The organism is Rhodococcus sp. NPDC056516 (assembly GCF_042794655.1).
Taxonomy (GTDB): Bacteria; Actinomycetota; Actinomycetes; order Mycobacteriales; family Mycobacteriaceae; genus Rhodococcus_F.
The window spans coordinates 142,928-169,354 of record NZ_JBHTTG010000010.1 but is presented as its reverse complement, the minus strand read 5'-3'; the positions used below and the strand labels follow the sequence as shown (position 1 = coordinate 169,354).

Sequence of the window (26,427 nt, the reverse complement as noted above, 5' to 3'; positions counted from 1 at the left end):
GATCGTCCCATCATTCTCCACGACAGCCAACGGAGTTCACGCAGTAGAAACTTCCACGGAAGTCGAAACCAACGCAGTTCGATACTGCACCCACTTTTTCCTGAACCGTTGCCTCGTGTTCCGATTCAACGTGCACTAGCCCTAGTAACAAACCTGAGCAAACGGAATCCGATTGAAGCGCTAGTGATTTCGGCTCTGGACGGACAGAAAATGTCTCTCTCTGCATTACGGCGCACGAAGAAGCGATTCCTGTGCCACGCTCGCCGCCAGAACACCGTCGCGTGTCCAGAAATGTCCTGTCGAAAATCCCCGACCGTCAGTGGCGGAGTTACTCTGCTGGGTGAAGAGCATCCAGTCGTCGGCACGGAAGGGTCGATGAAACCAGATCGCGTGATCCAGTGACGCCATCAGCACTCGCGAAGGTCCGACCATCAACGACCGGTGAGGTTGGATGTCAAGTGAGGCTGTTGACGCCAACGACAAATCCGAGGCGTAGGTGAGGACACCGGCATGGAACAGCGGTTCATCCGGAAATGCGTGATTCGGTTTGAACCACACCGACTGTGCCACCAATCCCCGCTCGAGCTCACCCTCGTCGGCCACGAATCTCATATCCATCGCACGGTGCGTCTTGTTGTCGCGAAACTCGTCGGCGCGGGTACTCGCCCAATGTTCGTACGGATCGGGAAGGTCCTCCGGCGCGGGTACGACGGGCATCTTCTCCTGTCGGTCAGCACTTTCCTCGGAGATTTTGAACGACGCGGACAGCGTGAAGATCGGTGTACCCAGTTGCAGGGCTGTGACCTGACGGGACCAGTACGTCCGTCCGTCACGCAGACGGCTGACTTCGTAGGCGATGGGCTGCTGTGGATCGCCCGAGCTGAGAAAGTACCCGTGAAGTGAATGAACCACCGCCGCCGCAGGCACAGTCCGACCGGCAGCGGTCAGGCCCTGCGCCGCCAGATGCCCGCCGAAAATGCGCCCGGGGGATCCGGCATGGCAATATCCCCGGAATCTGTCGGAGCCGAGGTCATCCAGACTCAGCAACGTGTGCAGGTCGAAGGACTCGAGTTCTCTCGATTCGGTGAGAGTCATGTCCACAAGGTCCCTGCGTCGACGGCTGCGTCCGCCGGCGCAGACGGCAAACCCGGATCGGAACGCGAAAATCGCGGCGCCGGACGATGTTGGATGACCCCGTCCAGCTCCACGAGCGAACCACGCTGGGCAACATGAGTATTGGACGACGCTTCCGCGAACGTCAGAACTGGCGTCGTGCATGCATCGGTGCCGTCGAAGATCGCAGCCCACTCGTCGCGCGTCTTCGACGCGAACACGTCTGCGAACACCTTCTTCGTTTGCGGCCAAGCACTCTTGTTGTTCTGACTCGGCAACGTCGCGGGTTCAAGTCCCAAGCCGGCCAGAAGTAGTGCATAGAACTGTGGTTCGACGGCACCGACGGCCATGTATCTGCCGTCGGACGTCTCATAAGTGTCGTAATACGGGGCTCCCGTGTCGAGCATGTTCACACCGCGTTCGTCCGACCAGCGCCCGAGACCCCGGAAACTCCACATCATGTGTGACAGCGCCAGCGTCCCGTCGATCATGGCGGCATCGACCACCTGACCCTGCCCGGACTTCTGCCGTTCGAAGAGCGCGGCAAGTATTCCGAACAACAGGAACATCGAGCCACCGCCGAAGTCCCCCACCATGTTCAGCGGCGGAACCGGGCGCTCACCGGCACGACCTATCGCGTGCAGAACGCCGGTCAGCGAGATGTAGTTGATATCGTGTCCGGCAGCCTGAGAAAGCGGCCCCTCCTGACCCCATCCTGTCATCCGCCCGTACCCCAAGGCCGGATTCCGTTCCAGCGCAACGTCCGGACCGAGGCCGAGCCGCTCGGTGACCCCGGGACGAAAGCCCTCGATGAGCACGTCCGCACGCTCGATCAATCCGAGAGCGAGGTCGACTCCGGCAGGGTCCTTGAGGTCCACCTCGCAGATACGACGCCCACGCTGGGTCTGATCCCGTGGCTGACCGGGGGCGGGGATCAGGCCGGCACGTTGAACACGGACGACGTCGGCGCCGAGATCAGCGAGCAACGTCGCTGCGTGGGGACCTGGACCAATTCCGGCAAGCTCTACGACGCGAAGCCCGTCAAGCGGTCCGCGGCCTGTGGTGGTGGCCATGATTGTCCCTCTGTTCTCTCTCGAGTCGAAGTATCTGTGTAGGTATGGGTTTCAGCTGAGCAATGACGGCAGCGCCCGTGCAAGGTTGCGCTCGTGAATCTGCGAGGCGCCTTCGTAGATTCGCAAGGCACGCACATCCCGCCACATACGCGGCACCGGATGATTGCCGACGATGCCGACCCCACCGAGCACCTGTACCGCGCGGTCCCCGACCACCGACGCCATTTCGGTGCAGTACAGCTTTGCCGCGGCGATCCTGTGACGCGGCGGCGTTCCGCGGTCGAACTCACGGGCACAGTCGAGGATCATCGCTCGACCCGCCTCGAGTTCGGCATAACTGCGTCCGAGCATCGACTGCACGGCGCCGAACTCGGCCAAGGGTTGGCCGAACTGCTCACGAGACCCCGCGTATCTCATTGCCTCCGTCAGCATTCGAGTCGCTTGACCCACTGCGGTAGCCGCAACGTGCGTGCGCGCCTGGTTGATTCCGCGCATCGCGTGAACCATCCCCAAACCTGTTGCACCGCTGATCAATCGGTCGGAGCTCACCGAAACATCACGCAGGCTGATTTCGGCGACCGGGCCCTCGGCATGACCGTTCATCAAGTCAGGCACCCGGGTCTCTACTCCCGGCGATTCCCGATCTACAAGGAACGACGAAATCTCGCCGTCCGTAGTGCGGGCGAACACCACTAGAACATCAGCCCAGGCGCCGTTGGTGATGAAGCGCTTTTCACCGTTGATCACATAGCCGTCCGGGGTGCGGACAGCGGTCGCGCGCACAGCCGAGGCGTCACTACCCGCCTGTTCCTCGGTGAGAGCGAACGCCATGACGCACTCTCCCGCTGCCATCGACGGTAGATACTGTTGGCGTTGAGCGTCGGTTCCGTATTCGAGGAGGATCTGAGAAGCCAACCCGATGCTCGTCGAGAATCGGGAACGGTACACCGCCGACGACCTGGTGAACTCGAAAGTCAGCAGCACCTGCTGCTCGACGGACCACCCCAACCCACCGACGCTCTTCGGAAGCGTGATGCCGAACAGTCCGACGTCGGCCATTCTTGTCACGAGATCAGCGGGAACCTTACCGGCAGACACCATTTCGTTCTCACGAGGAATGAGCTCGTTGTCGGTGAAGTCGCGGATCACCTGCCGGTAGGTCTCGAAATCGAGGTCACGAATCTGTGGGTCGATCACGGTTCTACTCCTGGAAGAATGTCGGGAAGATGGATGTATCACCGGTAGGTGTCGCGGAGAGTGCGTTTGAGGATCTTTCCTACCGGTGACAGTGGGAGGGCGTCGACAAAATCGACCGACCTCGGCGCCTTGTACCGGGCGATACGCGCGCCGACGAAGTCTCGGAGTTCCTCACCGCTGGAATTGTTTTCAGGTTTCAGTACAACAACCGCGTGCACTCGTTCTCCCCACTTCTCGTCGGGGACACCGATGACTGCACAACTGCTCACGCTGGGATGCTGGGACAGAGCGGCTTCGACCTCGGCGCTGTAGACGTTCTCGCCGCCCGAGATGATCATGTCCTTGAGTCGGTCGACGAGGAACACGTAGCCGTGCTCGTCCATGAAGCCGAGGTCACCCGTGTGCATCCAACCGTCGCGGACTGCTCGAGCTGTCTCGGCCTCGTTGTTCCAGTACCCCATCATGACGTTCCCGCCCCGCACCACGACCTCTCCGATATCGCCGCGTGGAAGCTCTACGTCGGTTGCGTCGACAACCCGCACCTCGGCGTGTGGCGCAGCACGTCCCACGGATCGAAGTCGTTCCGGGTGATCAGGATTGCGGTGGTCGTCGTCGCGGAGGAGTGTCGCCGCCGGAGCCAACTCTGTCATTCCGTAGCCTTGACGCAGTCGAAGATCAGGTGATCGTTCGATCAAGCGGCGAACCAGAGGCTCCGGCATCGGCGAAGCGCCATAGGTGATCGAGGTCAGACTGTCGATCGTCAGACCTGTTCGATCAGCGTACTCGAGCATCGCGTGCACCATCGTCGGCACGAGCAGGGACTGTGTAACTTGCTTCTCTGCAATGGTTTCGACCAATTTCTCGACGGTGAAGTCTCCCATCAAGACGTGCGTGGATCCGGTTACCGAGGCCTGGACCAAACCGGCAAAAGCTGCGAGGTGGAACAGCGGGGCCACGTGCAGGGATCGGCCTGGCAGATTCGGCTCACCACTACCGGCAAGGACTCCGAGCACCGATGTCAGGATCTGGCCGGCGCTCAACATGACGCCTTTGGGGCGGCCTGTAGTTCCGCCCGTGTACATGAGCAGCGCCAATGCATCAGGATCTGCGTAAGTATCGGGAACCGGGCCGTGCAGTGCCAAAGCAGAGTCGTAGTCGACCGTATCGCGTGGGAGATCTGTCGCGCCGAAGACGATCACGGTCTCCAGAACTGCGCAGCGATCACGAAGTTCCAGCGCAGCGGCCAGACGAGGACCGTCCACGAGAAGAACTGTGATTCCGGCATCTTCGATGTGAAATGCCATCTCGTCGGAACTCCAGCGATTGTTCACCGGGGAAGCCACCATCGACGCCCAGGCGCAGGCGAAGGAGTACTCGACATACTCGAGACAGTTCGTGGCCAGTATTCCTACCCGGTCACCTCGTTCGAGCCCGTACGACGTGAATACACCCGCCAATCGCGCGACGCGACTCTGCAGTTGAGCGAACGTCAACTGGCGCTGCCCGTCAACGACGGCGATCGCGTCGGGATCACTCTGGACCGACCGATGTAAACCCTGAGTCAAGTACATTCTCGTTCACTCTCCTGATCCCGATAACAATGTCTTCCAGTGCATTTCATCGCCCGGCGAAGTGCGGCACTCGTTTGTCGAGGAAGGCCGAGCGCGCTTCCTCCACGTCTTCGGAGTACGCGCATGTGATCAGTCGGTCGGCTTCGTCGATCAAGAACTCCGACAATGGTCGTGACAGCGCCGACTCCAGATTCAGCTTTGCTCCACGCACTGCCAACGGAGCCGAATCAGCTAGCCGCCGAGCAATTTTCGCAATCCTGGTTTGCAATGCTTCGTCGGCAACAGCTTCGTGGATCATCCCGAACGCGGCTGCCTGGTCAGCCTTGATCCGTTCGGGCAACAGCATCAGTTCCCGAGCCTTCGACGGGCCGACCGCCCTGGTCAGCAACCACGCCATACCGGCGTCACCAGACATTCCGGCCCCGACGAATGCCGTGTTGAACACCGCGCCGGTGCCGGCGTAGCGAAGATCGCAGGCTAGCGCGAGGCTCAGCCCGGCTCCTGCGCAACCTCCGCGAATCATTGCCACCGTGGGTTTGGGAATCTGAATCAAAGTCGGTATCACCCGTGAAACATCAAGCAGGCGAGTGCGATCCTCCTGCACAGACAACCCTCGAACAACCCGCATTGTCGGATCTCCGGACTGATCGCGGCCCACACAGAAGTTGTCACCGGCGCCGGTGAGCACGATGACTCTGACAGATTCGTCACCGGCGGCCGACGTAAGCGCCTTCTGCAGCTCGGTGAGCAGCGTGTACGTGATCGCGTTTCGTCGATCCGGCCGGTTCATCGTGATCGTGGCGACACCGGCGTCGACGTTATAGAGAAGCTCTGCCATGGTTTCCCTCGGTTCGTTCAGAACCCGGCCGCTTTGGCGATGATCGTCTTCATCACTTCGTTGGTTCCGCCGTAGATGCGCGACACACGGGTGTCTGCATACAGACGCGCGATGGGGTATTCCAGCATGTAGCCGTAACCCCCGTGCAGCTGCAAGCACTTGTCGATGACCTCAGCTGCGGTCTCGGTGCAGAACAGTTTTGCTTTGGCTGCGTCGGCGACACCGAGGTCGCCGGTCTCGTGCAATTCCAGAGCCCGGTCGACCATGCACTGCGCAGCCTCGACCTTGGCGATGCACTCGGCGATGACGAACTTGGTGTTCTGGAACTCCGCGACCGCCTGGCCGAACACCTTTCGGTCACGCACGTAGGCAGAAGCGAACTCGATGGCTCCGACAGCCGCGGCAGTCTGGGTGACTGCGATCATCAGTCGCTCTTGCGGAAGGTTGTTGGCCAGGTAGCCGAAGGCAGCGCCCTCCTCACCGAGCAGATCTTCGGCCGGCACCCGTACGTCGGTGAACGAAAGCTCTGCCGTGTCCGAAGTACGCATGCCGATCTTCTCGAGTTTGCGACCGACCTCGTAGCCTTCACTCGCGGTGTCTACTGCGAGGATGCTCAGCCCGGCGCGACGGTTCTCTGCCGTCGGCGGAGACGTCCGGCAGATCACGAGTACCCGATCTGCCTGAACACCGCCGGTGATGAATGTCTTTGCGCCGTTGAGAACATAGTGAGTGCCGTCCTCGGACAGTTTGGCCGTGGTCTTGATTCCGGCCAGGTCCGAGCCGGTGCCCGGTTCGGTCATCGCGATGGCAGTCAACATGTCGCCACTGATGAAGTCGGGGAGCCAGCGTTGCTTCTGCTCTTCGGTGCCGTAGGTCAGGATGTAGGGCAGGACCAGGCCCGTGTGCACACCGAATGCGCCGAAGCTGACCGCCGAGCGAGCCGTCTCTTCGCTCAGGGCAGCCTGAAACTTGAAGCTTGTTTCACCCGCTCCGCCGTACTGCTCGGGAACCGTCATTCCTAGAACACCGAGTTTGCCTAGCTGGCGATAGAAGTCGCGAGGCACCTGGCCCTCGCGCTCCCAATCGGAGAAGTTGGGCATGACCTCGGCTTCGATGAAGCTGCGGATGACCTTGCGGAAATCCTCGTGCTCTTCGTTGAATACTGTGCGCTGCATTGTTTCTCCTGAATATTGTGATTGAAAGTGAGTAGTGCTCAGCCGAGGATCCGCACTCGATCGCGGGTGGCGTTGACGGCGCAGAGCGCGATGACGGCACCGATGACAGTCGCGATTCCGAAGATCTGGAAAGCAGTGGCGTATCCCTCGGCCGGGGTTGCGGCGCTGTCGACAATGACGCCAGTGAGGTAGGGGGCGATAAGTCCACCGGTCGCCATCAGCGCCATGAAGACACCCAGAACCGCAGCCATCTGTTGCGGCGGGCAGATTTCGGAGATCGCCGCGTTGAACTGGGGAATGATGACCGTGCCGATGCCGTAGCCCACCGATACCACGAGCACCGCAACGATCGGGGTCTTGATGAAGGGCATGGTGACCAGGGCGAGCCCACAGATCAACAGGGCAATTCCGGGAACGATCCCGCGAAGGATCCTCGAACTGGCACCGCGCGCCATCAACCTGTCACTGATCGACGTGCACAGAAACATGAAGAACAGGCCTGCGATGCTGGGGATGCCGAACATAGTTCCGGCCTGAACCCGCGAGTATCCAAGTCCCACTTCGAAGTACGACGGTAGCCACGTGAGAACTACCGTCACCAGAGCGTACATGGTGAACACTGCGGCGAGGGCTCCGAGGAACGTCGGGGTGAGAAAGATCTTTGCCAGCGGCACCTTGGCGACAACAGGCCCGTCTGCAACCGACGACGCAACTGTGTCGGATTTCCGAACCGGCCGCTGCATGTACGGCCCCTCTTGCCAGGTGAACAACCACAGGACGCACCAGACCACGCCGACCCCGGCAAGGATGATGAAAGTTGCTCGCCATCCCCAACTGGCTACAGCCAAGGCCATCAGCGGTGCGATCGCAATCTTCGCGATCGAGGCACCGGAGGCCAGGAAAGCTCCTGGCAGGCCACGCTTTTCCGCAGGATGCCACGAGTAGACGCCGGTGTGAACGAGCGCGCCCGCGGGCCCTTCGAAGAATCCGAGCATCATGCGCGTGAACAGGAGCATGCCGAACCCGGCGACCACGACGAGCGGGATCATCGAGGCTGCCCATCCCAGTGAGAGCAGAACCAGCAACCACCGCAGCGACATCCACTTGTGCAGGACTCCGGCAAAGAAGCCCCCGACGGTGAAGGCCAGGAAGAAGGCACTGCCGACCAGTCCGATCTGCGCCGAGGTCAATCCGAATTCTTTGGCCAGCGGCTGCGCAACCAGACCGAAGACTGCCTTGTCAGCCCAGTTGACGATGACAAGGAGCACGAGTACTCCGGTGAGCCCCCACGCTCGCACTCGGGATTCCCCTACTTCTCGCGGCGGTGCATCAGTGGGAAGAGCTGGCTTGCTCAACGTCATTCTCATCGATCCTCTCAGGCAAGTGCGACAACTGCGCCACGGAGCGAGCGCAATGCGAAACAGAAGCTGGGTGAACTGATCTCAGCAACGAAGTACTGGATGCGGGACTCGGAGACCGGTCCGGTGCGAACCCGACGTGATCGATTCGTGGTCGATTCAACCGCCAGGCACCTACCCTGTGACGCACGCCACCTTGCCGCCCAGAAAGTAAATCACCAAACGGTGCTCCGACGCAATAGCCCCGTGAAATTGACCCCTTTCGTCGAAAAATCTTCGGCTATCGCGGCAAAAGTCCCTTGTAAAGACGCACTGTGACTCAGTAGACAAAACCCAAATCGTGGTGTTAAGTAAATTTCCATCCGATCAATTAGGAGACAATCGTGACCAGAAAAGTCCATGTTGCCGGAGTGGGAATGATCCCGTTCACCAAGCCGGGCAAGAGTGAGAACTACAACGTCATGGGGGAGACGGCCGCCCGTGCCGCCCTCGACGACGCCGGTATCGACTACTCGCTGGTCCAGCAGGCCTATGCCGGCTACGTCTACGGTGATTCCACTGCCGGACAGGCCGCCATCTACGGCCTCGGACTGACCGGCATCCCGGTCATCAATGTCAACAACAACTGCGCCACAGGCTCTTCGGCCCTTTTCCTCGCACGCCAAGCCGTCGCCAGCGGCACCGTCGAATGCGCATTGGCTGTCGGCTTCGAGCAGATGAAACCCGGCGCACTCAAGCGGGTCTGGGACGACCGCCCAGCACCGATGTTCCGTTTCGACGACCTGATGACCGAGATCCAAGGCGTCCACGACGGTCCGCGCGCAGCCCAGATGTTCGGTGGCGCAGGACTTTCACACATGGAGAAGTACGGAACCAAGCCCGAGACCTTCGCAAAGATCTCGGTCAAGGCCCGTAAGCACGCGGCCAACAACCCCAACGCGGTCTTCCGTGATCTTCTCACCGAAGAGCAGGTGCTGGAGTCACCGCACATCTTCGGCCCGCTCACTCGTTACCAGTGCTGCCCGCCCACCTGTGGCGCCGCTGCCGCCGTCGTCTGCAGCGAGGAGTTCGCCCGAAAGCACGGGCTGGCGGCTGACGTAGTGATCGAGGCACAGGCCCTGACCACCGATACACCAAGCACTTTCGAGGACCGCGACATGATGAAGGTCGTCGGCTACGACATGACTGCAGCCGCGGCTGCGCAGGTTTACGAAGCCGCAGGCATCGGGCCCGAGGACGTCCAGGTCGTGGAACTGCACGACTGCTTCTCCGCCAACGAACTCATCACGTACGAAGGTCTGGGCCTCACACCCGAAGGCACTGCCGAGAAGTTCATCCTGGACGGCGACAACACCTACGGCGGACGAGTAGTCACCAACCCGTCGGGAGGCCTGCTGTCGAAAGGTCACCCCCTCGGCGCCACCGGTCTGGCCCAGTGCGCCGAACTGGTCTGGCAACTGCGCGGCCAGGCCGGTAAGCGGCAAGTCGACGGGGCACGAATCGGCCTGCAGCACAACCTCGGACTCGGTGGTGCGTGCGTGGTCAGCATCTTCAAGAAGGTGGGCTGACATGGCACTCGACCCGTCCGTCGTCGGAACGACAATCCCGGGCCACGAGGCACTCGTCGAGCGCGGACGCCTACGCTTCTTCGCGCAGGCCATCGGCGAGACCAACCCGATCTACAGCGACGTCGAGGCCGCCAAGGCTGCCGGTCATCGTGACCTGGTGGTGCCGCCCACCTTCCTCTTCTGCCTCGACATGGAGAAACCGGACCCGTTTGCCCTGGTCCGATCGCTGAAGATCGACATGAGGTACGTACTGCACGGCGAGCAGTCCTTCGATTACCACGCACTTGCCTACGCCGGCGACACACTGGCATACAACGGCAAGGTCACGGACGTGTACTCGAAGAAGAACGGCGCGTTGGACTTCCTGGTCCGGACCGCCGAGGTCACTCGCGACGGCGAGTTGATCGCACGCCTCACCAACACCCTGGTCGTTCGAAACCCTAAGGCGCAGAAATGAAAACAGGAGACGTTCTTCCCTCGCTGGAACTGCCCGATATCAGTCGCACCACGCTCGCGCTCTACGCCGGCGCGTCCGGCGACCACAATCCGATGCACATCGATCTCGACGTCGCCCGCTCCGGCGGAATGGACGACGTGTTCGCGCACGGCATGCTCTCGATGGCCTACCTCGGCCGCTTACTCACCAATTACGTTCCGCAAGAACGTATTCGCTCGTACAACGTGCGCTTCGCCTCCATCACACCCCTGCACGCGAAGCCGACCTGCACCGGCACCGTCACCAAGGTCGAAGACGGCCTGGCCCACCTCGATATTGCCGTCACACTCTCCGACGGCACCATCACCCTGCGCGGCGACGCCGTCGTAGCCGCGTGAAAACCCTCCCCACCGAAAGGAACCCCGACATGGGCAAGCTCGACAACAGGATTGCACTCGTCACCGGATCCGGCCGAGGCATCGGTCGCGCCATCGCCATGAAGTTCGCCGAGGAAGGCGCGAGCGTCGTAGTCAACGATCTTGATCCCGGTCCTGCCAAGGAGACGGTCGAGGAAATTATCGCGGCCGGCGGTAAGGCCGTGGCGTGCGTCGGTTCGGTCACCGAAGAAGGTTTTGCGGATCGATTCGTCAACACCGCGATCGACACCTTCGGCGGGCTCGACATCATCGTCAACAATGCCGGCTTCACCTGGGACAACGTCATCCAGAAGATGACCGACGAGCAGTGGGACACAATTCTTGATCTGCACCTGAAGGCGCCTTTCCAGATCCTGCGCGCGGCTCAGCCCTACATCAAGGCCAATCCCACTGACTACCACCGCAAGGTCGTCAACATCTCGTCCAACGCCGGAGTGGTCGGCAATGCCGGTCAGTCCAACTACGCAGCCGCCAAGGCCGGCATCATCGGCTTGAGCAAGACCCTCGCCCGGGAGTGGGGCCGCTACAAGGTCAACGTCAACGCCGTTGCGTACGGTCTGATCAACACTCGCCTGACAGAGGCGTCGGCCGACGGAAATTCCACCATCGACGTCGAGGGTCGCGAGATCAAGGTCGGTGTCAACCCGCAACTCCTGGCGGCCGCCGAGCGGACCATCCCGTTGGGCCGCGCCGGACGTCCGGACGAAGCGGCGGGCGCGGTGTTCGCACTGTGCCTGCCCGAAACCGACTACGTCAGCGGCCAGTGCCTGGTGTGCGACGGCGGCAGTCGCTGACCTCGCGTTTCCCGAAAGGAGCGGTCCCCATGTACTTGACGCAGTCTCTGCAACGATCGATGCAGCAACGCCCCGAACAGCCCATGACCGTGTGCGGGGACCGTGTCCGCACCTGCGCCGAGGTCGGTGAGAGAGTTGCCCGTCTTGCAGGCGCTTTCCGCGACCTCGGTGTGCAGGCAGGCGATCGCGTCGCCATACTGTCACTCAACTCCGATCGCTATCACGAGTACTTCTTTGCCACCTGGTGGATGGGAGGCGCGGTCAATCCGCTCAACACCAGATGGAGCGCTGCCGAGATCGCTTTTGCACTGGACGATTCCGATACAAGAGTGCTGGTCGTCGATGACACCTTTCTGCCGCTACTCGACGAGGTACGGGTGTTGTTCCCACAGCTCGCCGTGGTGGTTCATGCCGGCGAACTGCCCACGCCGGCAGGCGCTCTCGACTACGAGAATCTGATTGCGTCGAACGAACCCGCACCGGACCTGCGACTGGGCGGTGACACCTTGGCCGGGATCTTCTATACCGGCGGAACCAGTGGCCACCCGAAGGGAGTCATGCTCACCCACGTCAACCTCGTGACGTCGAGCCTCGGCGCAGTGGCCAGTAACAGAACGCCTGGTACCGACGGCCTGGCTCTGATCACCGCTCCGATGTTTCATCTTGCGTCACTGGCAAATTGGATCGGCCGTAACACTGTCGGCGCGACGTTGGTGATTCAGCCGAGTTTCGAACCGGCTACCGCACTGCGATTGATCGAGCAGCACAAAATTACGTCGATGCTGCTGGTACCCACGATGATTCAAATGCTGATTCGTCATCCGGACCGGGCGAACCGGGACCTGTCCAGCATCCTGGCCGTGCAGTACGGTGCTTCCCCGATCTCCGAAACCTTGCTTCGGCAAGCGCAACAGGCTTTTCCGCAGGCAGCCTTCATGCAGGGGTACGGCATGACCGAGGCCGGACCCGGACTCACCAGCCTGAGTGCAGAAGATCACGTCGACGCGACCCGCCTGAAATCGGCCGGAAGGCCGATGGGACACGTCGAAGTTCAGGTGGTCGACGAGAAAGGCAACGAGCTTCCTCGCGGCGAAGTCGGGGAAATCATCGCCCGCGGCGGCAACATCATGTCCGGTTACTGGAACCGGCCGGAAGAAACGCGATCGGCATTGCGCGACGGTTGGCTGTACACCGGCGACGGTGGCTACATGGACGAAGCCGGATACCTCTTCGTCGTGGATCGGCTCAAGGACATGATCATCTCGGGCGGCGAGAACGTCTACTCGACCGAGGTCGAAAATGCTCTGGCCACACATCCGGACGTGATCAGCTGCGCTGTGATCGGCGTACCCGACGACCAGTACGGTGAACGAGTCCATGCTGTCCTGGTCGTGCGTCCCGGTGTGTCCCTGACGTGCGAAGAAGTGCGGGCCCACTCGAAGACGCTGATTGCCGGGTACAAGTCCCCGCGAAGTATCACCATTGTCGAGCAGATGCCCGTGTCGCCGGCTGGCAAGATACTCAAGAGGGAACTCCGCAGGCAGTTCTCCGACTTGGCAACCAGCACCATCACTTGACCATGCCACCGACCTCGAGGGCCCCATGACGATCGATACATCGGACGGCACGTCTTCCGCCTCGCCGGACCAACCGGCCTCGCCGAAGACGACCCCGAAGAAAACGTTGCGTCCACGCAATCGCAAAGCGCAGATCATCGCCGTGGCTCGTGACCAGTTCGGCCGTTCGGGTTACCACAACGTCAGCATGGAAGGCATCGCGTCTGCGGTGGGTATCACCGCAGGCGCGCTGTACCGCCACTTTCCGAACAAGCAGGAACTACTCGCACAGGCGATGCTCGACGGTTCCTCGTCGATCATCGCTGTCCTCGACGAGATCGATCGAACCGATTCCAAAGTGATCTTCACGGCGCTCGTTCGCTACGGCCTCGACAACAACTTCCGTAGCCTCCTCTTCGATCAGGAGGCCCGTAATTTGACTCCCGAGCGCAGAGTGGAGGCTCGCGCAGGAGTGCGGGAAGTGATGAATCGCGTCGCGGGGGCCCTTCGACACGAGCGTCCCGATCTTTCGGTTCCCGATTCCGTCATCCTGGGGTGGGCACTCACCAGTATCGCCTTCAGCCCCGCTAGACACCGGACGGCGCTTCCTCGAAAACGCTTCGAGGTTTTGCTCGCTTCGTTGTTCGATGTAGTCCGTACGGCTCCCGTCCTTCCCGAAGAGCCGGCGGCCCAACCGCAACCGACTTCGAACTTCAGCCACACCTCGCGTCGCGAAAGCTTGATGGGCGCTGCAATCACGCTCTTCGACCAACGCGGTTACCGCTCCGTCACGATGGACGACATCGGTGCTGCGGCTGGCATTCCGAGCTCGAGCATTTACACCCATTTCGACAGTAAAGCGGAAGTGCTGCAAGCAATTCTGAGTCGCGGAAACGAAACACTCCGGCTCGGCCTGGTTCATGCCTTGAGGAACGCGGACTCACGCGAAGACGCGATTGCCCGGGTCGTGCATTCCTACACGAATCTGGTTATCTCACCAGACAGCGCGATCGCCATTCTCATCGAAGAAACGGCGAACTTGCCGGAAGAAGCGCAGGCGTCGACGCACATTGCACAACGGGAGTACCTCGACGAGTGGGTGCACCTGCTCGGTAGCGAAACCGCGGAGACCCGAGCGACGGTGTTGGCGACTGTCGGCATGATCAACGACCTCACCCGCGTACGGCTCGAATCACGACAGTGCGCGATCGAGGATCTGGCCGTCAGGATTCTGACTACTCAGATCAACTGACCATCGGTTGTTGAGACGCTGCGATGGTGCCGGTTCTGTCGATCCGGCGTCAGCGGGTCGCCAGACGCTCGGAGAGAGCGTCGACGCGGGCAGCAATGTCGTCGCGGACCAGGCGCATTCGTTCGATTCCGTCGATGCCGCGTTCGGACGGCTCGTCCGTGTCCCAGTTCTCGAAGTCGGTGCCGGGGATGGGTTCGACCTTCGCTTCGTTGCCCAGTGTGACGACGAGGTCGACATCGCGCACGAGTTGCGGGTCAACCAATGTCGGAGTCTCACCGGTGATGTCCACCCCGACTTCGAGGAGTGTTTCGGCGGACAGCGCGTTGACCGCGTCGCCGGGTTTGGTGCCGGCGGAATAGACGTCCACGTTGTCGCCGGCGGCTTTGCGCATGAGACCGGCGGCCATCTGGGATTTCCCGCCGTTCTTGACACACACGAACAGTACGGAGGGTTTGCTCATCGAGGTTCCTTTCGTCGAGTCTGGGAAGTCAGGGTGCGCCGACTGGGCTTGCCGATCGTGGCCGTGGACTTACGTAGCGGTGGGCGCGGGTGAAATCTCTTTGACTGCAAAGCGTTTGCGTAGAGCAAGGGAGACGTACACCAAGCCGACGAGCACCGGTACCTCGATCAGCGGGCCGACAACACCCGCCAACGCTTGCCCCGAGGTGGCGCCGTAGGTGGCGATGGCGACGGCGATCGCGAGTTCGAAGTTGTTGCCCGCAGCCGTGAATGCGAGGGTCGTGGTGCGTTCGTAGCCCAATCCGATTGTGGCGCCGAGGATGTAGCCACCACCCCACATGAGTGCAAAGTACGCCAGCAGCGGCAACGCGATCCGAACGACATCCCAGGGCTGGGAGGTGATCTGTTCGCCCTGCATCGAGAAGAGCACGACGATGGTGAACAGCAGACCGTAGAGCGCCCACGGGCTGATCCTGGGGATGAACTTGTTGTCGTACCAGTCGCGGCCCTTTGCGCGTTCGCCGAAGAAGCGGGACAGGAAACCTGCCAGCAGCGGGATACCGAGGAAGATCAGGACCGATTTCGCAATCTGCCAGGGCGAGGTGTCGATGGTGGTCTGTTCGAGGCCGAGCCACCCCGGCAGGACCGAGAGGTAAAACCAACCGAGCGCGGCGAACATGATCACCTGGAACACCGAGTTGATGGCGACCAGAACGGCGGCGGCTTCGCGGTCTCCGCAGGCCAGGTCATTCCAGATGATCACCATCGCGATGCAGCGAGCGAGACCGACGATGATCAAACCGGTTCGGTATTCCGGGAGGTCGGGCAGGAACAGCCAGGCGAGGGCGAACATCAGCGCCGGGCCGAGAACCCAGTTCAGGAACAGCGAGCCCGCGAGGAGTTTCTTGTCCCCGGTGACCGTGTCGAGGCGGTCGTAGCGGACCTTCGCCAGGACCGGGTACATCATGATCAGCAGGCCGAGGGCGATCGGTAACGAGATGCCGTCGATCTGCACCTTGTCCAGGGCAGTGTTCACGCCGGGGACCCAGCGTCCGAGCAGCAGGCCGACGACCATGGCCACGCCGATCCAGACCGCCAGATAGCGGTCGAGGGTGGAGAGTTTTCCGACGACTGCGGGGTGTTCGGCGGTGGCAGCGGTGTTGCTCATGCAGTGACCTCCGCGCACGCGTCCGCTGCGGTCACGGTGGAGCCTTCGACCAGGAGCACGGCCGAGAGTTGCTGCAGTGCAGCGGGAATCACCCAGTAGTACACCCAGGTGCCGCGGCGTTCACAGTCGAGAAGTCCGGCCTGGCGCAGCACTTTGAGATGATGCGAGATCGTCGGCTGGGACAGGTCGAACGTATCCGAGATGTCGCAGACGCAGGCTTCACCGCCCTCGTGGCTTGCCACCAAGCTGAGCAGGCGGAGGCGAACCGGATCGCCGAGGGCTTTGAACATCCGAGACAGGTCGCCGGCCCAATCCTCGGTCAACGGCTCACGTACGAGCGGCGAGCAGCAGGCACCGGAATCCGGCAAGTCTTGATTCGACATGCTTCGATATTGACAGTTTTCGAATCAACCCGCAACCGGAAGATGCGTACTTCCAGCACACGTTGACCGCACTCGGATGCCGTAGTGAGCACTACCGCCGTCAGGGAACCTCAGGTGGGGCCAGCCGCTGATCGCCGTTCGAGCAGGACCGTGTCGCGCCAGATCCCGTCGAGTTGGGCGATCTTTTCCCGGATCCCGATGGTGCGGAATCCTGCCGAGTGATGCAGTGAGACCGAGGCACGATTTTCGGGGAAGATCGATGTCTGCAGGGTCCAGAGTCCGTCTGCGTCGGCTGCCATGACTTGCTTGCGTAGCAGCGCTTTTCCGACCCCTCGCCCGCGCATACCGTCGGCGACATAGACGGAATTTTCGGCGACTCCGCGGTAGCAGTCCCGCCCGGACACCGGACTCAGGGCTGCCCAGCCGACGACGACATCGTCGATGGTGGCGACCCAGCGATGGTTCGGCAGCCACAGCGCATCGAGGTACTCCCGGCTGGGGACTTCGGTCGTGAAAGTGGCGTTGCGCGTGGCGATTCCTTCGCCGTAGATCCGCAGAACGGCGTCCCAGTCGTCATCGGACATGACCCGGACGGCGACGTCGTCGGGAAGATCGCTCGGGCAGCACGGCCGCGGCGCGAGAACTCCCATCACGATGTCGGCGGCCTGCGGCAAAGCGACGCAGCACGTCGGATTCATCGCGACCACGGTGCTGGTCCTCTCTTTGCGCAGGCTGACGAATCCCACGTCGGCGAGCTTGCGCACATGATGGGAGACCGTGGGCTGCCCGATCCCCAACCCCTCGGCGAGAGCCCCGATCGTGATCCCGCCGGCAGCGCTCGCGACGCGGTGCAGCAGCCGCACCCGCATCGGTTCGGCCAGGCACGCAAACCACTGTGCGTAAGTGTCGGCGTCAGCTTGCTCGAGCACGTTCGAGTCGATCCAGCCTTGATCCGAATCGCCGACGCGCACTGTCGGGGTCTGCAGCGATGTCATGCACCCACTATATCGACCTTCGTCGATGGTTGCCTTCATCGATCGTTGTCGATACAGTTGACTAACGATCGATCGTTGTCGATGAAAGGAAATTGTGATGACCGAACTACCCGTTGTCGTGATCGGAGCCGGACCGATCGGCCTCGCCGCCGCCGCGCAACTGCGCGAACGAGGACTCACGCCGCTGGTGTTCGAGCGAGGCGCAGTCGCCGGTGCGGCGATCGCCGAATGGAATCATGTCCGGCTCTTCTCCCGCTGGTCAGAGCTGGTCGACCCGGCTGCCCGCCTCCTCCTCGAGCAGAACGAGTGGAGCGCTCCCGCCGGGGATGCGTACCCGACCGGACAGCAGTGGCGACAGCTCTACCTCGAACCCCTCGCCGCGGCCCTAGGCGATGCCGTGCGATTCGACACCGAGGTGATCGGTGTCGCCCGACGTGGCCGCGATCTGGTCGTCGACGCCGGCCGCGATACCGAACCTCTCTCCATCCACCTGCGCCGCGGCGACGGCAGCGAGGACCGCGTCTTCGCTCAGGCCGTCGTCGATGCCTCCGGCACCTGGGGCACCCCGAACCCGCTCGGCGGGGAAGGACTGCCCGCTCTCGGCGAGAGGGCTGCCGCAGCCACGATCGCCTACCGTGTGCCTGATCTCGACGACGCGGCAGTGCGTGCCCAGTTCGCCGGCAAGCACACTGTCATCGCAGGCAGCGGCCATTCCGCATTGACCGCGATCGTCGCGTTGGCCGGTCTCGAGGAAGATGCCCCCGGTACCCGGATCACGTGGGCTGTTCGCCGCGGGAGCGTCGGTTCCGCGTTCGGCGGCGGCGAATCCGACGAGCTACCCGCTCGCGGCGCCCTCGGACTGCGTGCGAAGAAGGCGGTCGACGACGGACTTCTCACCGTCGTCACCGGTTTCCGCACCGCGGCCGTCGAATCTGCCGGAAATCGTCAGCTCACACTGGTTTCCGACGCCGATGCCCGGATCGAGAACATCGACAACGTCGTCACCTTGACCGGATTCCGCCCGGACCTCTCGTGGCTGTCGGAAATCCGACTGAGCCTGGACCCAGTGCTGCAGGCCCCGACACAGTTGGCGCCGCTGATCGACCCGAACGTCCACTCCTGCGGCACGGTGTATCCGCACGGCGCAAAAGAACTTCGTCACCCCGAGCCCGGCGTGTACCTGGTGGGGATGAAGAGCTACGGCCGCGCGCCGACGTTCCTGGCGATGACCGGGTACGAGCAGGTCCGCAGCATCGCCGCAGAACTCGCCGGCGATCACGAGGCCGCCGCCCGGGTGGAGCTGATCCTCCCGGAAACCGGAGTCTGCGGCGGCGCAGGTGTTTTCGACGAACCCGACACCGCGGAAGCCGAAGGCGGTTGCTGCGCCGCTCCCGCTCCGCAGCTGATCTCTCTGTCCGGTGCCGCCAGCTCCAACTCCTGCGGATAAAGCGCTGAGCTGATGACGACCATCGAGGATCCGCCGCAGCGCCCTGTCAGCCTCGCTCCTTCGGGGCTGCGGCGGGTCCTGGTGGCGCTGTGTCTGACCGAGATCACCAGCTGGGGAATCCTGTACTACGCGTTTCCCGTTCTGTCGGTGGCTATTTCCCACGACACCGGGTGGTCGAGCGCTGTGATCGTGGCGGCGTTCTCCGTCAGTCAGCTCGTCGCCGCGGTGGTCGGCATTCCGGTCGGGCGGATCCTCGATTGCCGCGGCCCGAGATGGGTGATGACCGCAGGTTCCGTGCTCGCGGTACCCGCACTGGTGGTTATCGCAACAGCTCATACCCTCCCGATCTTCTTCGCAGGGTGGATGATTGCCGGTATCGCGATGGGCGCGGTGCTGTATCCGCCGGCATTCGCGGCCCTGACCCGCTGGTACGGCGACAACTACGTCAAAGCGTTGATGATTCTCACTCTTGCCGCGGGGCTGGCCAGTACCGTCTTCGCACCACTGTCTGTCGCTCTGGCCGATCGTTTCGATTGGCGCACAACCTACCTGGTCCTCGCGGTCATACTGGCTGTGATCACAATCCCCGGACACCTCTGGGGTTTGCGTGGCGGGTGGCCCGACCCGATCCGGCTACCCCACGCGCAGCCCGGCGACTACCACCGCACCTCCCGCAGCCTTGCATTTCTTGCTCTGATCGTCGCCCTCGCTGCAGCCGCCTTCGCCGCATCCGCCGGCGTCTTCAACCTCGTACCCTTGTTGATCGAACGCGGTTTCAGTCCCAGCCTCGCCGCACTCACTCTCGGATTGGGCGGCGCCGGCCAGGTCATCGGTCGCGTCTTCTACCTACCACTCGCAGCGAAAACCAGTGTCCGCGCGCGCACGGTATCGGTCATCGTCATTGCCGCCCTGAGCACCGCGTGGTTAGGTCTGGCGAACTCGGCGGCGGCGTTGATCAGCATCGCCATCGGCGCCGGATTGGTCCGCGGCATCTTCACCCTGATTCAAGCCACCGCCGTCACCGACCGCTGGGGCTTCGAACACTACGGGCGCCTCAACGGGCTCATGTCCGCACCGATCGTCATCGTCATGGCCCTGGCTCCGTGGGCCGGCACCGTGCTCTCCACCTGGACCGGGAGCTACGCCCACGCCTACCTCGTACTCGGAGCGATCGCCCTCGTCGGCGCCGTGATCAGCGCAGCAACCATCCCCACCCTCCGAAGTGCTGGGACTATCGTCTCGGTTCGGCGACAACGGATGTAGTCGCGAAGGCGGCAAATATGCCGAGCGGCCGAAGGGCGGGCCACCCTGCCTCACATTTCACCAGCCTGGCATCGCTTACGTCACGCCCTACTTCAGCCGTCGTTGAAGCAACGAAACATTGATCGCCTCTCCTAGCACGTTGGCGCAGGCTCCGTGCCTGCTCGCGGCAACAGCGTGTGATCGGCAACCCGCCAAACTGCTCAGCGATCAGAAAGTTCAACATTTTCAAAAGCGCCGTCGATGAACGACTGAATGAGCTGTCTCGGTAGTGCCAGCATCGTCAGCAGGGCCAGTAGGATCGGGATCATCGCGACAACCACCAGCCACGTCGGCGCTGCGACCACTCCCCCGGCTACTCTCTCAAGCCCACGGATCCACCCCCACTACCATGGCAATGAAGCGCGAACTCCGCTGCGCCCGTGTGCGTCTCGAATAATCAACTGTCCCCTCGAACGAGGAACGGCAACCGAAGATGGTCGAACCGATATACCTGCACCTCCGGTTCGCGCAGAATGGAAGTGCGTACACGCGGACGAACCCCGGGAGCGGTGCAATGATCCGACGACGACTCAGCCAAGCCTTGATGGTGATCGCACTCGCCTCCGCGGCCGTCTCGACCGCACCCGCCCAGGCGCAGGTGCCGTCGCCGGGTACAGTGACCGCGGCAGATCCCCTGCCACAACCCTTCTGGATCCCCGGCGCCGCCAACGCATCAAAACTCACCTATTGGTCTACGGGACCGCTGGGCCGGCCCGCGTTGAGTACAGGCGCGCTCTTCCTGCCCCCCGGCCATCCACCCGACGGCGGTTGGCCGGTCATCTCGTGGGCTCACGGCACTGTAGGTATTTCCGACCAGTGCGCTCCCACCGTGACCGGGACCGTCGGCAGTCCATACCTCACGAACTGGCTCTCGCAGGGCTACGCGATCGTCGCGACGGACTACGTGGGGCTCGGCACGGCGGGAATCCACGCATACCTGGACGGACCCTCGGCGGCGCACAGCGTGATCGACATGGTGCGCGCCGCGCGTGCGGTGGAACCGTCGCTCTCACCGCGGTGGGTGGCACTCGGACAGTCTCAGGGCGGTCAGGCCGCGATGGTCACGGCAGCGATCGCGACACGGTACGCACCCGAACTGGACTACCGGGGCGCGGTCGCGACCGGGGCGCCGTCCAACCTGGAGAACCTTGCACCACTCGTGGGGCCGGACTTTCCCCGCTTGCCATTGACCGGCAGTACCGTGTTCGTCTCGTACCTCTTGGCCGGACTCCGGGCGGCGCGACCCGATCTCGACATCGATCGTTACCTGACACCGCGCGGCACGGATGCCCTGGCCAGAGCCGAAACCAACTGCTACCAGGACATGGCATCGGACCTCGGCGACACAGCGATCGGCGATCTGGTGAACCGCCCGCTCGACGATCCCGCGGTGCTGGCTGCTGCTCGCGGCATGCTGGAGATCCCGACGACCGGGTATGACCGGCCCGTCTTCCTCGGGCAGGGGCTGACGGACGAGATGGTGCCGGCGCCGCTGGCACTGAAACTCGCGGCCGAACTCGCCGCCAACCGCCAGCCAGTTACATTCCGCACATTTCCGACGGGGCATATCGAGACGATGCGGGCAGCGCTCCCCGAAAGCCTCGCCTTCGCCCGGAACCTATTCGAGCCGTAGACAGGACCATCGAAATTCGGCTGCGGCGCGAAGCGCTCGTAGGGCAACTCCGCTGTGCGTCGCCGCGACAAGGCGATGCGCAGGGCGTAGGTCCGGAATCTGTCATTTGAATCCGGAGTCTCCAGGCACATGTAGATTCCGGATCTATTTGTCAGATCAACCTGCGACTTTCGAAAAATTACGCGACAGTCGGCGCTGAAATTCCGGGCAAAGATGGCCTTTTTCGACAGCTGAGAACAATCCACCAGCAGTCGGTCAACACTGCCCCTCTCCCTGGACTCGACGGGATGAAACCGTTAGCAACGGAGCTACGAACGAGGCATGGGGTGTCAAGATTCCCCAGGGCGTCGACGACCGGGAGTGACTGCCGATGGAAACTGTTGACTAGGTTCGAACCTTTCCAACACCAGGCACCGACCCGACAGGTGACCTATCGCCATGGTTCTGCGGCAACAGGTGTGGCCGCGACTTCCCACGAGCATTCCGAGCGCTCTTAGGGGCACCAACCACCCCTACATACTTTGCCAGCGGAGATCGTCCATGTCGTTTCCAACCTCAGCCGCCGTTGATGCCACGAAACACCTACTGGCGCTTTGCAACAACGGCAACATGACATGGTCGGCAACCGACCAAACGGCACACAACGAGATCGCATCAAACGACGAACAAGTAACGACTGCAACAATATTCAGCCCACGGAAATCGGGGCTCACACCGCTCCGACGCCAACCACACGGGGACGCGGCATCACCGCTTTTCAAACCTGAAACAGCCACCCGAAAACCACCCCTTCACTTAGCGGGTCGAGTTGTCCAACAAGAACACGGACAAACCGCGGCAGGTCGAACTCATCGGTTTCGCCGCCGGGATGATGACGTACTCGATCGCAAGTGGTCTCATCCTGGCCGGACCGATCGCCGGGTGGATCGTCAGTTCACGTGTAGCGAGTTGGCTCGACTGAGTGCCCTGCTCGCGATCTACCGATACCTGGGTGGAAGCGAGCGACGGACAGTACGCCACAGCCGCGCTCGACGGCAAAGCTCCCGTGATTCGGGTATTGCTGTGGCACAACTGTATTCACAACCGAAAGCGACCGCATCGACAAGACATTTTCCAGTCGGTGGTTCAGACTTTTTCAGCGAGAACGTCGAGGTAGCTGATTTCGGGCGGCGCAGCGAAGAGTTCGTCGGCGCGTTCGCCGAGGGCCTTGCCGACCGGACCATTGAGATGTGTCTCGCGGGCAGCTTGGTCCGGGAATGCGTCGATGATACCGAACGACGAGGGCCCGAACCGCACCGCGAACCAGGGTTTCGTGCCGGGCTCCTGCTCGACGAGCGGCAGTGCCGATCGGAGGAATTCCTCGACCGCTTCTTCCTTGCCGGGCTTGGCTTCAAGTCGGACCAGCAGCGCCTTGGTGGCCATATCGGTTCTCCTCTTCGAGGTGGTGAACACTGTCAAGCATCACACCATCCATCGGTTAATGGAAGGTGCCCAAACCCACCGTTCGAGGAAACCGATCCCAACCCCCTAGCGATCGTGGAGCTGAAGGAGGAGACTCCATGGTGAGGGAATGCGATGCCTGGATGCAGCCGCAGTTGCGTCGATGGCAGGAAAAATGTTGGTGCGCCGACATTTTGGTGCGGTCTTCACTTCCGCGCGCCGTGGACCTTCCCCGAACAGCACGATTCATTCGGTCGGTCGCTCACGCGTGGACGCCTGCGGCCGGCGAGATCAACCGGAAAGCCGCAGCTACAAGACAAGGGAGTGCCGCGATGAAAGCGCTTGTATACGACGGGCCTCGAGAGGTCCACGTCAAGGACGTGCCCGATGCGCGGATCGAGAATCCGACAGATGTGCTGGTGAAGATCATGAGCACCAACATCTGCGGGTCGGATCTGCACATGTACGAAGGCCGCACCGATCTGGAGCCAGGAATGGTCCTCGGTCACGAAAACTTGGGCATCGTCGCCGAAGTCGGCAATGCAGTGGTCAAAGTATCGCCAGGGGATCGAGTGTGCTTGCCGTTCAACATCGGCTGCGGCTTCTGCCGAAACTGCGAGGAAGGGTTGACCGCATTCTGCCTGACGGTGCACCCCGATCCGAAGATGGCCGGCGCTGCATTCGGTTTCGCGGGGATGGGCCCGTTCTGGGGCGGACAGGCGGAATATCTGCGAGTGCCGTTCGGCGACTTCAACTGTCTGCGACTGCCCGAGGATGCCCAGGACAAGGAAACCGACTACGTGATGCTGTCGGACATCTTTCCCACCGGATGGCATTGCACCCGCCTGGCCGACATGCAACCCGGCGATTCGATGGTGGTCTACGGCGCTGGCCCAGTCGGTTTGATGGCCGCGTATTCGGCGATGATCCAGGGAGCGAGCAAGGTGATGATCGTCGACCGCCACCCCGACCGGCTACGCCTGGCCGAAGAGATCGGCGTCGTCCCCATCGACGACTCGAAGGGCGACCCCGTCGAGCAGGTCCTCGAGCAAACCAACGGGAAAGGCGCAGACAAGGGGTGCGAGTGCGTCGGCTATCAGGCACACGACCCGCAAGGCCACGAGGACGCCGCCATGACGATGAACCGGCTCGTGGATTCGGTGCGCTTCACCGGCCACATCGGGGTGGTCGGCATCTTCCTTCCCCAGGACCAGAACGGCCCCGACGAACTCGAGCGCAACGGCAAGATCGCCTTCGACATGGGCAAATTCTGGTTCAAGGGCCAGAAGATCGGCACCGGACAAGCGAACGTCAAACACTACAACCGGCAACTGCGCGACCTCATCCACGAAGACCGGGCAAAGCCCTCCTGGATCATCTCCCACGAACTCCCGCTCGCCGAAGCCGAATCCGGCTACCAGCACTTCGACGCCCGCGACGACGGCTGGACCAAAGTCGTCCTGCATCCCTGACACGGCCAGAACCGAAAGGAGCACAACGATGCCAATGACACTGCAGGACAAGCAAATAGCGATACTGACTGCCGACGGGGCCGGAGGAGTAGAAGTCACAGACGAACAGGTCGCGATCGACGGGAACCTGATCTCGAGCCGCTCGCCCGACGACCTTCCTGCGTTCTGTCAGGCCATCGTCGAGCAGTTCGCGAAGCTCGGGGCAGGTGCGTCATGACCGTGAACCAGACCTCAGTGTCCCTCGACGATGCGCAGCGGGTCATCGCCGCAGGACAGGCCAAAGCCACCGAGATCGAGTCGCCGTCGAACATTGCGGTGGTCGATGCCGGCGGCAACCTCGTGGCCCACGTGCGGATGGACGGGGCCTGGATCGCCAGCATCGACATCTCGATCAACAAGGCGTTCACCGCGCGGGCGCTGGATATCTCGACCGAGGACCTCGCGGCCAACGCGGGTCCGGGCGGGCAGTTCTACGGGATACACGCCTCCAACGGCGGGCGCATCATGATCTTCACCGGCGGCGTGCCGCTGAGGCACAACGGCCAGGTCGTCGGCGCTGTCGGCGTCAGCGGCGGCACCGGGGAGCAAGACAAGGCCGTCGCCGAGGCGGCCGTGGCGGCGCTGTGAGCGGTGGACTGCGTCGTCAGGTCGGAGAACGCATCGCCAGGGCGACGTCGAGCATTCCGACGTTGCTTTACAGCAAGCCGATGAGGTCCCCCGGTTCACCCGCACGTCAGGTGAATTGACGCTGGCAAGCCCACCATGTTCATCGATCACATTTTTCCCGACGCGGCCCGCGACTGCGGCTGGACCGAAGTCGTCCTGCATCCTTGACGCGGCCAGGACCGAGACAAACATAACCACGGCCAGACGTGGCACATCCGCGCCGCGACAGGGGCAAACCGAGCCCTCGGCCGAATGGTGCCGCAAGGAATAGACGAGAATCACCTAAGTCCCGCGATTCTGGTGCCAGAAACATGTTGATTTGCAATAATTCTCGCTTGAGCGGTCTGTTGACCAGCCACAGAACGGGACGCCGAACTGTGCAGCACGCGGGTGCAGGCCCCCCACTCGCAACCAATTGAACCCGTCGCGCGGTTGTTCATTACCATTCTCTAACAACACGATTCGATAGAATCACGATGAATTTCGTCTCGGTTCAACAGAGCTGCTGTTCGCCGACTGGGAAGTTCTTTCGCAAAGGGAGTTCTCCTTATGCATGCGCCGCGGTAGTGTGGACGTACCGCAGTAGCAGCCGACACTCGAGTTTTCGTGTCGAAGCCGATACTCGGAGTTTCTTGTGATGGCCGCTTCGATCGGGTTCCGGCGGGCATCTTCGATCAAGGGCAGGTGTGGTCGCCACTGCCCCGTTGCGCCCCGCCCATCAGGCGAATGTTGTTGACGCCCTTTAGGTGGACGAAAAGACTCATCATGGCTGGGTGGTTCGTGAGCTCAACCAGTTGACCGGCGGTCGGACCCTGTCAGTACACACAGGCCCGGCGAACCCCACAACATCAACGCTGAGGGGCGTGATGTCAAAGCTCAGTGGCGGAAACCCTTACCCTCGGCCGCTCTCGAGCCTCACGTCCGCCGTCCACGGATTGGTGTCGGGCGCCGTTATCGGTGCCCTGCTCGGTCTCCGTGACTTCACCCAATCCACTCGTCAAAACCAGGGAACTACGAAGTCCTTGCCGACATCGAGCGAAGTTGCGGGCGGAATCGTCCACTTGCTCAACGGCCGGGCCGATCGAAAGGAATGA

The 26,427-nt window shown here is 62.2% G+C and carries 27 protein-coding genes; 14 read left to right on the top strand and 13 right to left on the bottom strand.

The window, feature by feature from the left end; translation table 11 throughout:
- Positions 1-225: 225 nt before the first annotated feature.
- Genes ACFQ6Y_RS28170 through ACFQ6Y_RS28140 form a run of 7 tightly spaced genes read right to left on the bottom strand, consistent with a single transcriptional unit; the run spans position 226 to position 8,328 of the window.
- Positions 226-1,095 (bottom strand): acyl-CoA thioesterase, encoded by an 870-nt coding sequence (locus ACFQ6Y_RS28170; protein ID WP_378639885.1) that lies wholly within the window; start codon positions 1,093-1,095, stop codon positions 226-228.
- On the bottom strand, positions 1,092-2,186 hold the full coding sequence (locus ACFQ6Y_RS28165) for a CaiB/BaiF CoA transferase family protein (protein ID WP_378639882.1): 1,095 nt from the start codon (positions 2,184-2,186) through the stop codon (positions 1,092-1,094). Before ACFQ6Y_RS28165 ends, ACFQ6Y_RS28170 begins: the two co-directional genes overlap by 4 nt.
- Positions 2,187-2,237: 51 nt before the next feature.
- Positions 2,238-3,383, bottom strand: coding sequence for an acyl-CoA dehydrogenase family protein (locus ACFQ6Y_RS28160; RefSeq protein ID WP_378639879.1), 1,146 nt, complete (start codon positions 3,381-3,383; stop codon positions 2,238-2,240).
- Between the two features lie 38 nt (positions 3,384-3,421).
- Positions 3,422-4,954 (bottom strand): long-chain fatty acid--CoA ligase, encoded by a 1,533-nt coding sequence (locus tag ACFQ6Y_RS28155; RefSeq protein ID WP_378639878.1) that lies wholly within the window; start codon positions 4,952-4,954, stop codon positions 3,422-3,424.
- 46 nt (positions 4,955-5,000) lie between these two features.
- Positions 5,001-5,792 carry an enoyl-CoA hydratase/isomerase family protein gene (locus tag ACFQ6Y_RS28150; protein WP_378639876.1) on the bottom strand — a complete coding sequence of 264 codons (792 nt, stop codon included), beginning with the start codon at positions 5,790-5,792 and terminating at the stop codon, positions 5,001-5,003.
- A 17-nt stretch (positions 5,793-5,809) separates the two neighbouring features.
- Positions 5,810-6,967: an acyl-CoA dehydrogenase family protein gene (locus ACFQ6Y_RS28145; RefSeq protein ID WP_378639873.1), complete on the bottom strand. Its 1,158-nt coding sequence runs from the start codon at positions 6,965-6,967 to the stop codon at positions 5,810-5,812.
- 38 nt (positions 6,968-7,005) lie between these two features.
- A complete protein-coding gene (locus ACFQ6Y_RS28140; RefSeq protein ID WP_378639867.1) occupies positions 7,006-8,328 on the bottom strand; it encodes an MFS transporter in 1,323 nt (440 codons plus the stop codon).
- A gap of 380 nt (positions 8,329-8,708) precedes the next feature.
- Between ACFQ6Y_RS28140 and ACFQ6Y_RS28135 the strand changes: the two genes are divergently transcribed.
- Genes ACFQ6Y_RS28135 through ACFQ6Y_RS28110 form a run of 6 tightly spaced genes read left to right on the top strand, consistent with a single transcriptional unit; the run spans position 8,709 to position 14,368 of the window.
- Complete coding sequence (locus ACFQ6Y_RS28135) at positions 8,709-9,893, top strand: lipid-transfer protein (protein ID WP_378639865.1); 1,185 nt, start codon at positions 8,709-8,711, stop codon at positions 9,891-9,893.
- Between the two features lies 1 nt (position 9,894).
- Complete coding sequence (locus ACFQ6Y_RS28130; RefSeq protein ID WP_378639862.1) at positions 9,895-10,350, top strand: MaoC family dehydratase N-terminal domain-containing protein; 456 nt, start codon at positions 9,895-9,897, stop codon at positions 10,348-10,350.
- Positions 10,347-10,727, top strand: coding sequence for a MaoC/PaaZ C-terminal domain-containing protein (locus ACFQ6Y_RS28125; protein ID WP_378639859.1), 381 nt, complete (start codon positions 10,347-10,349; stop codon positions 10,725-10,727). The genes ACFQ6Y_RS28130 and ACFQ6Y_RS28125 overlap by 4 nt, the downstream gene beginning before the upstream one ends.
- A gap of 29 nt (positions 10,728-10,756) precedes the next feature.
- Positions 10,757-11,560 carry an SDR family NAD(P)-dependent oxidoreductase gene (locus ACFQ6Y_RS28120; protein ID WP_378639856.1) on the top strand — a complete coding sequence of 268 codons (804 nt, stop codon included), beginning with the start codon at positions 10,757-10,759 and terminating at the stop codon, positions 11,558-11,560.
- Positions 11,561-11,589: 29 nt separating this feature from the next.
- Positions 11,590-13,137: a long-chain fatty acid--CoA ligase gene (locus ACFQ6Y_RS28115; protein ID WP_378639853.1), complete on the top strand. Its 1,548-nt coding sequence runs from the start codon at positions 11,590-11,592 to the stop codon at positions 13,135-13,137.
- A gap of 25 nt (positions 13,138-13,162) precedes the next feature.
- Positions 13,163-14,368, top strand: a complete 1,206-nt coding sequence (locus tag ACFQ6Y_RS28110; RefSeq protein WP_378639850.1) for a TetR/AcrR family transcriptional regulator — start codon at positions 13,163-13,165, stop codon at positions 14,366-14,368.
- 49 nt (positions 14,369-14,417) lie between these two features.
- On the opposite strand, the gene ACFQ6Y_RS28105 is transcribed toward ACFQ6Y_RS28110, so the two are convergent.
- The 4 genes from ACFQ6Y_RS28105 to ACFQ6Y_RS28090 form a co-directional block, all read right to left on the bottom strand.
- A complete protein-coding gene (locus ACFQ6Y_RS28105; protein WP_378639847.1) occupies positions 14,418-14,828 on the bottom strand; it encodes a low molecular weight phosphatase family protein in 411 nt (136 codons plus the stop codon).
- A gap of 69 nt (positions 14,829-14,897) precedes the next feature.
- Positions 14,898-15,995: an ACR3 family arsenite efflux transporter gene (arsB, locus tag ACFQ6Y_RS28100; RefSeq protein ID WP_378541445.1), complete on the bottom strand. Its 1,098-nt coding sequence runs from the start codon at positions 15,993-15,995 to the stop codon at positions 14,898-14,900.
- Complete coding sequence (locus tag ACFQ6Y_RS28095) at positions 15,992-16,378, bottom strand: ArsR/SmtB family transcription factor (protein WP_378541443.1); 387 nt, start codon at positions 16,376-16,378, stop codon at positions 15,992-15,994. Before ACFQ6Y_RS28095 ends, arsB begins: the two co-directional genes overlap by 4 nt.
- A 110-nt stretch (positions 16,379-16,488) precedes the next feature.
- Positions 16,489-17,373, bottom strand: a complete 885-nt coding sequence (locus tag ACFQ6Y_RS28090) for a helix-turn-helix domain-containing GNAT family N-acetyltransferase (protein WP_378639844.1) — start codon at positions 17,371-17,373, stop codon at positions 16,489-16,491.
- 97 nt (positions 17,374-17,470) lie between these two features.
- On the opposite strand from ACFQ6Y_RS28090, the gene ACFQ6Y_RS28085 reads away from it, so the two are divergent.
- A complete protein-coding gene (locus ACFQ6Y_RS28085; RefSeq protein WP_378639842.1) occupies positions 17,471-18,820 on the top strand; it encodes an NAD(P)-binding domain-containing protein in 1,350 nt (449 codons plus the stop codon).
- Positions 18,821-18,832: 12 nt separating this feature from the next.
- Positions 18,833-20,083: an MFS transporter gene (locus ACFQ6Y_RS28080; protein WP_378639839.1), complete on the top strand. Its 1,251-nt coding sequence runs from the start codon at positions 18,833-18,835 to the stop codon at positions 20,081-20,083.
- Between the two features lie 200 nt (positions 20,084-20,283).
- On the opposite strand, the gene ACFQ6Y_RS28075 is transcribed toward ACFQ6Y_RS28080, so the two are convergent.
- Complete coding sequence (locus ACFQ6Y_RS28075; RefSeq protein ID WP_378530181.1) at positions 20,284-20,427, bottom strand: hypothetical protein; 144 nt, start codon at positions 20,425-20,427, stop codon at positions 20,284-20,286.
- Between the two features lie 209 nt (positions 20,428-20,636).
- Here ACFQ6Y_RS28075 and ACFQ6Y_RS28070 point away from each other — a divergent pair, with 209 nt between their 5' ends.
- Together ACFQ6Y_RS28070 and ACFQ6Y_RS28065 are read left to right on the top strand one after the other, a co-directional pair.
- Positions 20,637-21,755: a lipase family protein gene (locus ACFQ6Y_RS28070; RefSeq protein WP_378530179.1), complete on the top strand. Its 1,119-nt coding sequence runs from the start codon at positions 20,637-20,639 to the stop codon at positions 21,753-21,755.
- An 808-nt stretch (positions 21,756-22,563) separates the two neighbouring features.
- Positions 22,564-22,716 carry a hypothetical protein gene (locus ACFQ6Y_RS28065; RefSeq protein WP_378530177.1) on the top strand — a complete coding sequence of 51 codons (153 nt, stop codon included), beginning with the start codon at positions 22,564-22,566 and terminating at the stop codon, positions 22,714-22,716.
- A 164-nt stretch (positions 22,717-22,880) separates the two neighbouring features.
- Here ACFQ6Y_RS28065 and ACFQ6Y_RS28060 read toward each other — a convergent pair whose 3' ends face one another.
- Positions 22,881-23,177, bottom strand: coding sequence for a putative quinol monooxygenase (locus tag ACFQ6Y_RS28060; RefSeq protein ID WP_020971354.1), 297 nt, complete (start codon positions 23,175-23,177; stop codon positions 22,881-22,883).
- Between the two features lie 350 nt (positions 23,178-23,527).
- Between ACFQ6Y_RS28060 and ACFQ6Y_RS28055 the strand changes: the two genes are divergently transcribed.
- From ACFQ6Y_RS28055 to ACFQ6Y_RS28040, 4 genes are all read left to right on the top strand, one after another.
- On the top strand, positions 23,528-24,667 hold the full coding sequence (locus tag ACFQ6Y_RS28055) for a glutathione-independent formaldehyde dehydrogenase (protein WP_378639837.1): 1,140 nt from the start codon (positions 23,528-23,530) through the stop codon (positions 24,665-24,667).
- A 28-nt stretch (positions 24,668-24,695) separates the two neighbouring features.
- Positions 24,696-24,884, top strand: a complete 189-nt coding sequence (locus tag ACFQ6Y_RS28050; RefSeq protein WP_378639834.1) for a DJ-1/PfpI family protein — start codon at positions 24,696-24,698, stop codon at positions 24,882-24,884.
- Positions 24,881-25,294 (top strand): heme-binding protein, encoded by a 414-nt coding sequence (locus ACFQ6Y_RS28045; protein ID WP_378639831.1) that lies wholly within the window; start codon positions 24,881-24,883, stop codon positions 25,292-25,294. The genes ACFQ6Y_RS28050 and ACFQ6Y_RS28045 overlap by 4 nt, the downstream gene beginning before the upstream one ends.
- A 905-nt stretch (positions 25,295-26,199) precedes the next feature.
- Positions 26,200-26,427, top strand: a complete 228-nt coding sequence (locus ACFQ6Y_RS28040) for a hypothetical protein (protein WP_378530169.1) — start codon at positions 26,200-26,202, stop codon at positions 26,425-26,427.

What these genes read in the sequence shown, in the direction of transcription:
- ACFQ6Y_RS28170 (WP_378639885.1), bottom strand. Translation starts at nt 1,095, where the DNA reads ATGACTCTCACCGAATCGAGAGAACTCGAGTCCTTCGACCTGCACACG.
- ACFQ6Y_RS28165 (WP_378639882.1), bottom strand. Translation starts at nt 2,186, where the DNA reads ATGGCCACCACCACAGGCCGCGGACCGCTTGACGGGCTTCGCGTCGTA.
- ACFQ6Y_RS28155 (WP_378639878.1), bottom strand. Translation starts at nt 4,954, where the DNA reads ATGTACTTGACTCAGGGTTTACATCGGTCGGTCCAGAGTGATCCCGAC.
- ACFQ6Y_RS28150 (WP_378639876.1), bottom strand. Translation starts at nt 5,792, where the DNA reads ATGGCAGAGCTTCTCTATAACGTCGACGCCGGTGTCGCCACGATCACG.
- ACFQ6Y_RS28145 (WP_378639873.1), bottom strand. Translation starts at nt 6,967, where the DNA reads ATGCAGCGCACAGTATTCAACGAAGAGCACGAGGATTTCCGCAAGGTC.
- ACFQ6Y_RS28140 (WP_378639867.1), bottom strand. Translation starts at nt 8,328, where the DNA reads ATGACGTTGAGCAAGCCAGCTCTTCCCACTGATGCACCGCCGCGAGAA.
- ACFQ6Y_RS28130 (WP_378639862.1), top strand. Translation starts at nt 9,895, where the DNA reads ATGGCACTCGACCCGTCCGTCGTCGGAACGACAATCCCGGGCCACGAG.
- ACFQ6Y_RS28125 (WP_378639859.1), top strand. Translation starts at nt 10,347, where the DNA reads ATGAAAACAGGAGACGTTCTTCCCTCGCTGGAACTGCCCGATATCAGT.
- ACFQ6Y_RS28120 (WP_378639856.1), top strand. Translation starts at nt 10,757, where the DNA reads ATGGGCAAGCTCGACAACAGGATTGCACTCGTCACCGGATCCGGCCGA.
- ACFQ6Y_RS28115 (WP_378639853.1), top strand. Translation starts at nt 11,590, where the DNA reads ATGTACTTGACGCAGTCTCTGCAACGATCGATGCAGCAACGCCCCGAA.
- ACFQ6Y_RS28110 (WP_378639850.1), top strand. Translation starts at nt 13,163, where the DNA reads ATGACGATCGATACATCGGACGGCACGTCTTCCGCCTCGCCGGACCAA.
- ACFQ6Y_RS28105 (WP_378639847.1), bottom strand. Translation starts at nt 14,828, where the DNA reads ATGAGCAAACCCTCCGTACTGTTCGTGTGTGTCAAGAACGGCGGGAAA.
- arsB (WP_378541445.1), bottom strand. Translation starts at nt 15,995, where the DNA reads ATGAGCAACACCGCTGCCACCGCCGAACACCCCGCAGTCGTCGGAAAA.
- ACFQ6Y_RS28095 (WP_378541443.1), bottom strand. Translation starts at nt 16,378, where the DNA reads ATGTCGAATCAAGACTTGCCGGATTCCGGTGCCTGCTGCTCGCCGCTC.
- ACFQ6Y_RS28090 (WP_378639844.1), bottom strand. Translation starts at nt 17,373, where the DNA reads ATGACATCGCTGCAGACCCCGACAGTGCGCGTCGGCGATTCGGATCAA.
- ACFQ6Y_RS28085 (WP_378639842.1), top strand. Translation starts at nt 17,471, where the DNA reads ATGACCGAACTACCCGTTGTCGTGATCGGAGCCGGACCGATCGGCCTC.
- ACFQ6Y_RS28080 (WP_378639839.1), top strand. Translation starts at nt 18,833, where the DNA reads ATGACGACCATCGAGGATCCGCCGCAGCGCCCTGTCAGCCTCGCTCCT.
- ACFQ6Y_RS28070 (WP_378530179.1), top strand. Translation starts at nt 20,637, where the DNA reads ATGATCCGACGACGACTCAGCCAAGCCTTGATGGTGATCGCACTCGCC.
- ACFQ6Y_RS28060 (WP_020971354.1), bottom strand. Translation starts at nt 23,177, where the DNA reads ATGGCCACCAAGGCGCTGCTGGTCCGACTTGAAGCCAAGCCCGGCAAG.
- ACFQ6Y_RS28055 (WP_378639837.1), top strand. Translation starts at nt 23,528, where the DNA reads ATGAAAGCGCTTGTATACGACGGGCCTCGAGAGGTCCACGTCAAGGAC.
- ACFQ6Y_RS28050 (WP_378639834.1), top strand. Translation starts at nt 24,696, where the DNA reads ATGCCAATGACACTGCAGGACAAGCAAATAGCGATACTGACTGCCGAC.
- ACFQ6Y_RS28045 (WP_378639831.1), top strand. Translation starts at nt 24,881, where the DNA reads ATGACCGTGAACCAGACCTCAGTGTCCCTCGACGATGCGCAGCGGGTC.
- ACFQ6Y_RS28040 (WP_378530169.1), top strand. Translation starts at nt 26,200, where the DNA reads ATGTCAAAGCTCAGTGGCGGAAACCCTTACCCTCGGCCGCTCTCGAGC.